At 64.3% G+C, this 7,312-nt stretch carries 5 protein-coding genes; 3 read left to right on the forward strand and 2 right to left on the reverse strand.

What is annotated here, in order from left to right:
* The first annotated feature begins 4 nt into the window (after positions 1-4).
* The 3 genes from queG (at position 5) to F4Z81_04285 (ending at position 3,369) form a co-directional block, all read left to right on the forward strand.
* Positions 5-1,159 (forward strand): tRNA epoxyqueuosine(34) reductase QueG, encoded by a 1,155-nt coding sequence (queG, locus tag F4Z81_04275; protein MXW04271.1) that lies wholly within the window; start codon positions 5-7, stop codon positions 1,157-1,159.
* A 156-nt stretch (positions 1,160-1,315) separates the two neighbouring features.
* Entirely contained in the window at positions 1,316-3,046 is a 1,731-nt protein-coding gene (locus tag F4Z81_04280; GenBank protein ID MXW04272.1) for a LysM peptidoglycan-binding domain-containing protein, read from the forward strand.
* A 17-nt stretch (positions 3,047-3,063) separates the two neighbouring features.
* A complete protein-coding gene (locus tag F4Z81_04285; GenBank protein ID MXW04273.1) occupies positions 3,064-3,369 on the forward strand; it encodes a non-heme iron oxygenase ferredoxin subunit in 306 nt (101 codons plus the stop codon).
* A 75-nt stretch (positions 3,370-3,444) separates the two neighbouring features.
* Here the strand turns inward: F4Z81_04285 and thiL are convergent, their stop codons facing one another.
* Positions 3,445-4,491, reverse strand: a complete 1,047-nt coding sequence (gene thiL / locus F4Z81_04290; GenBank protein ID MXW04274.1) for a thiamine-phosphate kinase — start codon at positions 4,489-4,491, stop codon at positions 3,445-3,447.
* The gene (locus tag F4Z81_04295; protein ID MXW04275.1) at positions 4,478-7,255 is read right to left on the reverse strand and encodes a hypothetical protein; all 2,778 of its coding nucleotides are present in this window, start codon (positions 7,253-7,255) and stop codon (positions 4,478-4,480) included. The genes thiL and F4Z81_04295 overlap by 14 nt, the downstream gene beginning before the upstream one ends.
* Positions 7,256-7,312 lie beyond the last annotated feature (57 nt).

Genomic DNA, 7,312 nt, shown 5'->3' on the forward strand with positions numbered 1-7,312 from the left:
GCGGATTCCCGTGTCTCTTACCGAAGAAATCAAGGCGCATGCCGCGTCGCTCGGATTCGATCTTGCCGGCGTAACGACGGCCGATCCACCCCGCCACGGGGATTACTACGCCGAATGGGTCGAGCAGGGTCTGGGCGGCGAGATGGCCTACCTGAAACGCCAGATCGAGAAACGCCAGGATCCACGGAAAATCCTGCCGAACGCCCGGTCCCTCGTTGTGGTCGCCATGAATTACCGGTGTCCGGACCCGGATCCCGGCTCCGGCATGCAGGCCGGCACGCCAGAAAGCACCCCCCGCGGAAGAATCGCCCGGTACGCCCGGGGCGACGATTACCATGACGTGATAAAAGAGAAGCTGCTGGCGCTGCTTCGGTTCGTGCAGGACCGGGCCGGCCGGCCCGTGGAAGGCAAGGTATACGTGGACACGGGGCCCGTGCTGGAACGCGAGTTCGCCGTCCGCGCCGGCCTGGGATGGTTCGGGAAACACACCAACCTCATCCACAAGCGCGTGGGTTCGTGGCTCCTGATCGGGGAGATCCTCCTCGACATCGAACTGAATCCGGACGGGCCTGCGGCCGATCACTGCGGCACGTGCACCCTGTGCCTCGAAGCCTGTCCCACGGACGCCATCGTCGAACCCTACGTGGTCGATTCGCGCCGCTGCATTTCCTACCACACCATAGAATTGAAGGGGGCCATTCCCCTGGAGTACCGCGCGGCGATGGGAGACCGCGTGTTCGGGTGCGACGACTGCCAGGATGTCTGTCCCTGGAACCGCAGCGCGCCCGAAACCGGCGATCCGGCCTTCGTAGCCCGTCCCTGGAACGAAATGCCGGACCTCATCGAAATGCTGGGGTTGACGCCGGAGGCGTTCAGGACCCGGTTCAAGGGCAGTCCCGTTAAACGGACGAAGCGGCGCGGCCTGCTGCGGAACACCGCCGTAGCCCTGGGCAACACGAAGGATCCCAGGGTGGTTCCCGCCCTCGCCGATTCGCTGGGCGACGACGAACCGCTGGTCCGGGGCCATGCGGCCTGGGCGCTGGGAAACGTCGGCGGCGAAAAGGCGCTGGCGGAACTGGAGAAGGCGCGGATGACCGAGGAAGATCCGTGGGTTGTCGAGGAAATTGACCGGGCGCTCGCCGAGTGCGAGGCGTCATGAACGCGTCATGAACGCACGCTGGCGGTGCATACTTTTTTCTAAAAGCCCTTGCCTCCCCGGAGGTTGACCATATATTTCAGGTGGCTTTGGAGGCAGTTGCCGGGCGGTAGATCGACGTCCGGCGGCTTATTCGGTATCTGAATCACCGGCACGGATATGATTAGACACCTCCCGCTCATAGGCCTTGTATTACTCATCGGTTGCGCCGCCCCCCGGACCCTTGAACCGGGTGCGCGCACCGCGCCTCCGACCGAGACGGCGGATATCGCCGGCAATACCGTAGCGGTGGAGGAACCGACCGACCCGGATCTTACCCTCGATCATGTCGCCCCGGCCGATTCCCTGGCGATGAAGGACCCGGCCAGCCTGCTTGCCGACGCCAGGATGCGTTATGACGCGGCCCTCACGGCGCTGGAGCGATCAGATACCACGGCCGCACGCGCCGCGGTCGATGAAGTGCTTGAACTGCTCGTCCTGCTGAGCGACGACCAGAAGCACGCGGCCACCCCCGCGCAGGCCGACCTCCTCAGGAAACTGGGACCGCTGGTGGACCGTATTCAGGCAAGGCGCCGCGCCGCCGCCGAAATCCGGGGTTCGATCCCCAGGGTACTCAACCGTCGCGTCACGCAACAGATCAATCTGTTTCTCAAAGACCGAAGCCTGAACATACTCAAGACCGCGTACCAGCGGTCCGGGCGCTACACCCCGATGATCCGCGAAGAACTGTCCGCCAGGGGAATGCCGCCGGAGCTTCAATGGCTTCCCATCGTCGAAAGCGGCTTCAAGCCCAGGGCCTTCTCGTGGGCGTCCGCGGCGGGCATGTGGCAGTTCATCTACGATACGGGGAAACGGTACGGACTCCAGCGGTCCGGCTGGGTAGACGACCGCTTTGACCCCCACAAGGCCACCCCGGCGGCTCTCGCCTACCTGGGTGACCTGTACACCATGTTCGACGACTGGTTTCTCGCCATGGCGGCGTACAACTGTGGTGAGTACCGGGTGCTCCGCGAGATCAACCGGACGGGAAACCGGGATTACTGGAAAATGCGGCTGCCCAGGGAGACCCGGAATTACGTACCCAAGTTCCTCGCGGTGCTGCATATCATCGAGAACCCGGAGAAATACGGCGTCGAATTGCCGGACACCCACGACCCCTACCTCTTCGAAGAAGTGCGCATCGACAAGTCGGTCGCGCTGCAGCATGTCGCCGATCTGCTCGCCATGCCGCAGGACGATCTCAAGGCGCTGAACACCGACATCCGGTACGGCGTGACGCCGCCCACCGGATTTTCGCTGCGCGTACCCCTGGGCGCGGGTTCGACCCTGCTCGGCAGTCTCGACGAGCTTCCTGAATCGAATTTCAAGCCCCCTCCCGAGGTTCGCAGGTACCGCGTGCGGCGGGGTGATACACTGGGCCACATCGCCGTTAGATTCCGGACCTCGGTCAGCAGACTGCGGAGCATGAACCGGATCCGGGGCAGCCTGATCCGCGTCGGCCAGCTCCTCCGCGTACCCGGAAGGAACTACGGTGGACAGCAATGGGCAGGGCAGACGGCTTCTTACGGTACGCCGAGGGACGCCGCTACACACACCGTGCGGCGTGGCGACTCGCTGACCCGCATCGCCCGGTATTACGGGACTTCCGTCGTGGCGCTGAAGCTGGCCAACGGATTACGTGGAGACCTCATCCACCCAGGCCAGGTGCTTCGCCTGTCGGGAAACGGAAGCGGAACAAGCGGTGCGGTGACCTACAACATCCGGTCGGGGGATACGCTGGCGCGGATCGCCCGGGCCTTTAAGGTTACCCTCGCTGCCCTCATGCGGGCGAACCCCGATGTGCAGGCCAGGCGACTGCAAATCGGTCAACGGATCGTCATACCGGGCTGACCAAGGAGCAAGCGTACATGGGATACGTCAAGGCGGCGGAACTGGATGAGCTGAGTCCGGGCCAGATGAAGATGGTCTCGATCAGCGGGAAGGAGATCGTCCTCTGCAACGTGGACGGGAAGTACTATGCCGCCGACAATTTCTGCCCCCACATGGGCGCGCCCCTGAGCGAAGGGGAACTGGACGGCACCGACCTCTGGTGTCCGTTCCACGGCGCGTCTTTCGATGTGACCACCGGCGACGTCCTGTCGCCTCCTGCCTACGAAAACCTCACCTGCTTCCCGGTCCGGGTGACCGAAGAAGCCGTGGAAATAGACATCTAGCTGCCGTTCGACGGGAGGTGGCGCAACATACCGGTCCAGGTGACCGGCGACGCCGTGGAAATAGAAACCTGGCCGTCAATCGCTGAAATGTTCGTACCCCTTCGGGCGCAGGGGCCGGGGTCCGGTCCGGTCCGTGATGGTGTACCCCCGGTCGGCGGACACGCATTCGCCAATGGGGGTCAGCGGCGTTCCGGTACGCTCCGCAAGTTCTGCTGCCAGGCGCGCCACTCCCTCCGGCGCAACGGCGTACAGCAACTCGAATTCCTCGCCGCTCTCCAGGGCCGTCCCGACGGGATCGATCCGAAGTTCCTCCATGGCCCGCCTGGTTTCCTCCGCCATGGGCAGGGCGTTTCCATCCAGGTTCAACCCTACCCCGCTGTCCCGACCCACGTGCAGGGCGTCTGAACTGAGCCCGTCGCTCACGTCGATCATGGCGTGGACCCACCCGCTTTCAGCCAGCAGAACGCCTTCACGGACCCTGGGAACGGGGGTGCGGTGACGGCACAACACGCCTTCGAACCGGTCCGTTGCCGGGCTCCCCGCGGCCGGCCGCTCCCGTGCCGCACGAAGCAGGCGAAGGCCGGTCTCGCTCGCGCCCAGGTGTCCGGTCACGCACAGGATATCTCCCGCCCGGGCGCCGCTGCGCCGCGTGATGTGTTCCACTGCGGCTTCTCCGCTTACCGTGATGGAGATGACGGTCGGCCCGTCCGTCGAACTCAGATCACCGCCGACGATGGACACGGGATGGCCCGCATGCCCGGCCAGTTCGTGAATCCCCGCGTACAGCGCCTCCACGTCTTCCATGGAGCGATGGGCCGGAAGGCAGAGGGTCGTCAGCGCGTGCCGGGGCACGCCGCCCATGGCCGCGATGTCGCTGAAATTGGCGGCCATGCACTTCCATCCGATCTGCCGCCAGGACGAGAAGTCCAGGTCGAAGTCCACGCCTTCCACGAAGGTGTCGGTCGTCAGCAAGGTCGTCATGCCGGGCGCGGGAGTTATGGCCGCGGCGTCATCGCCGACCCCCAACAGGACGCTCGGGTCCGACTCGGGCAGCGCGTGCCCGATCCGCCGGATCACCTCGAATTCGCCGGGAAGACCCGCGCCTTTTTTACGATGCTCCACGGTTCATCCCCTTGCCGAACCGCCCTTCGACACGCTCCCTCGAGCGCGTGAAGATCTCGATCCCGGCCGTAACGCCCCCACCGAAGAGCAGTCCCTCCAGCGCGCCCAGGGCGACCTGGGTGGTGCGGCCGAACTCGCCTTCTCCGAAGATCGTCGCGATGGTTTCGAGCCGTATCTGCGACGCGTCGAAGGACTGCCGCAGGGTTTCCAGGCTGGCCGTGAACATGTTGCCGCCCATCACGGTCAGGACGATGCTGGCGATCATGCCGCCCAGCGCGCCGAAGACGATGTAGAGCAGGCTTCGCCACTGCCCGGGCCGCCTTGCCAGATAGTACGTTACGACCGGTCCGAGGGCCACGCCCGCGCCAATGAAGGCGCCTTCGAGACCGCCGGTCAAACCCGCGGGTTGCCGGCCGAACAGGGTCTGAATGGTATCGGCACTGTACAGGCTGAACGCCGCGCCCACCATGCCACCGCCGAGCGCGCCGCCCGGAACGCCAAGCCACCGGCCGTATTTCCCGGATACGCGCCACATCGCGACCATTCCGAAGGACACGCCCGCACCTCCGAATGCCCCGCCGAACAAGCCCAGGCCGGCCAGGACGAAAATGGGCGTAAGCGCCTCCGCCGACAGGCCGGAACTAACGGCGGCCAGGGCGGTTCCGAGGAGAAGTCCGCCGAACAGGCCGGACACGGCGCCACCGAAGGTACCGCCGATGCCTTGCTGCATGATGTCGATCCCACCCTGTTGCAGACGCATCAATACGAAACCGACCATCACCATGACCCGGTACAGCCGGGAGAGCTTGACCGACCGGTTCTGTTCCCGCAGGAAGGCCAGGCTGACCGCGCGCTGGAGGCGGCTTACGGACTCGTTGCCCGTGGGTCGGGTAAGTATCGATTCCACGGCCGAACCGAACCAGTCCGCCAATTCGATACTGGCCGCCCGGCGCACGCTCAGCATGGGATCCCGCAACGCGAGGTTCCGGAGCCGGTTGTTCAGCGCCGCGCAACGCACGGGCCGGGATGACTCCACCGCCCGCTTGCGGACTTCCCGGCGATCGTTGTACATGGCCTCCAGAATCACGTTCACCGCATCCGGGACCTTTTCAACCAGCCAGGCCGGCACGGGCCGGTCCCGGTTGAGCAGGCTGATGCAGAGCAGGTACGCTTCGTCGCCGGAGACGCCGATTTCCTCCAGGTACGGCGCGAGCAGGTCCAGGCTTTCGCGGTCCATGATGAGCTGGTAGGTCCTGTAATTCTCCACCGACCGTTCGAGCAGGCTCCGTGCCTGCTTCGCTTCGTAAACGCTGCCGGTCAGCCAGCGGGACACCTCCGGAATCATGCATTCGTGGGCGAGTTCCAGCCACCCTTCCCCTTCCTGGTTTCTGCGCCGGACGATACGGGCGTCGACCAGTTCCCCGAGCAGCGTTCCGAGGGTGTCGGCGTCGTACCGGTCGCCGGCCTGGATCCGCGCAGCCAGTTCGGCCTCCCGCACGACGATGAGCCGCTCCTCTGCAGAGATGAGCGCCAGCAGCACCTGCTGCACCACGGACAGGTCGGCCGCCGAAAACCGGCGGAGGACCCTTGCGAGATAGTCGGCCAGGATCTGCGAAGCGCCGCCCAGCTGGTCGTAGGCCGATTCCGTGATCAGGTTTTTCGTATTGCGTTGATCGTACAGCGTATCGCACACGATCTGCAGGTGTGGCGGATCGACGGAGTTCTCATCGGAGAGATCCTCCAGCAGGCGGTCGACGAGTGCGTCTTCGAACCGGCAGCCGACCCGCCAGGCGGGACCCGTGATGGCCTGTGCGGCCTGATCGGAGGTCAATCGGCTGAGCCGGTATTCATGATGGAAGATCTCCGGGACCGCCGGTTTGAGCCGGCTCATCTCCGCGAGCATGTCTTCCCGCATCACGAAGACGAACTGCAGGGGCAGCGCATCGTCTTCCATGATCACGGCGAGTTCTTCGACGAACGCTTCCCGGCCCGGTTCATCGAGCAGGAGAAAGAACTCTTCGAACTGGTCCAGCATGACGACGATCCGGGACGCGGAGCCGGGCCAGTTCCGGCGCAGCAGTTCCTGCAGAGAAACACCGTCCTCATCAAAGCCGCCCGCTCCGTTGTCCGTTACGAGCCGCCGGACCATCCGCTGCATGTGCTGCAGTGGATCGGTGAAACTCCGGATGATACACGTCAGGTGGCCCTGGTCATGCAACCGGGGGATGACACCGGCCCGGAGGATCGAACTCTTGCCGACGCCGGAACGGCCGTAGAGGAGAAACGAGCGCCGGGCAAGGATGCGGGAGCAGATGTTCTCGATCTCCTCCTCGCGTCCGAAAAAGAGGCCCTGGTCGTTTTCGGTGTAGTAGTCGAGGAACTTGTACGGACGGGTCGGCTTGTCTTTGGCCGCCTGCGGGGACGGTTCATCCACGATCTCCACCGCTTCGCCGATGAAGACGTACCCATGCTTCGGCACCGTCTTGACGTAACGGGGATTCGATGCGTCATCCTCCAGCTGTTTCCGGATCGACTTTATACACTGGGTCAGCGCCGTATCGCTGACGATCACGTCTTCCCAGACTTCGTCGAAGATGCGGTTCTTCTCCACCAGTTGCCCCGCATTGGATACCAGCAGCACCAGTACGTCGAAATACCTGGAACTCAAAGGCAGCACGGCGTGTTTCCGGCGGACCTGGCGGTTCTTGATGTCCAGCACGAAGTCGTCGAAACGGAAGCCGTTGGCGGCGGTCTGTTGGGTCATTCGGGGCTCAATGGGCGGATTCCAAAGAAAAAAATGGACAATTCATACGTTCCTCAC

The sequence above is a fragment of the Gemmatimonadota bacterium genome (assembly GCA_009835325.1).
In the GTDB taxonomy this organism is placed as follows: domain Bacteria; phylum JAAXHH01; class JAAXHH01; order JAAXHH01; family JAAXHH01; genus JAAXHH01.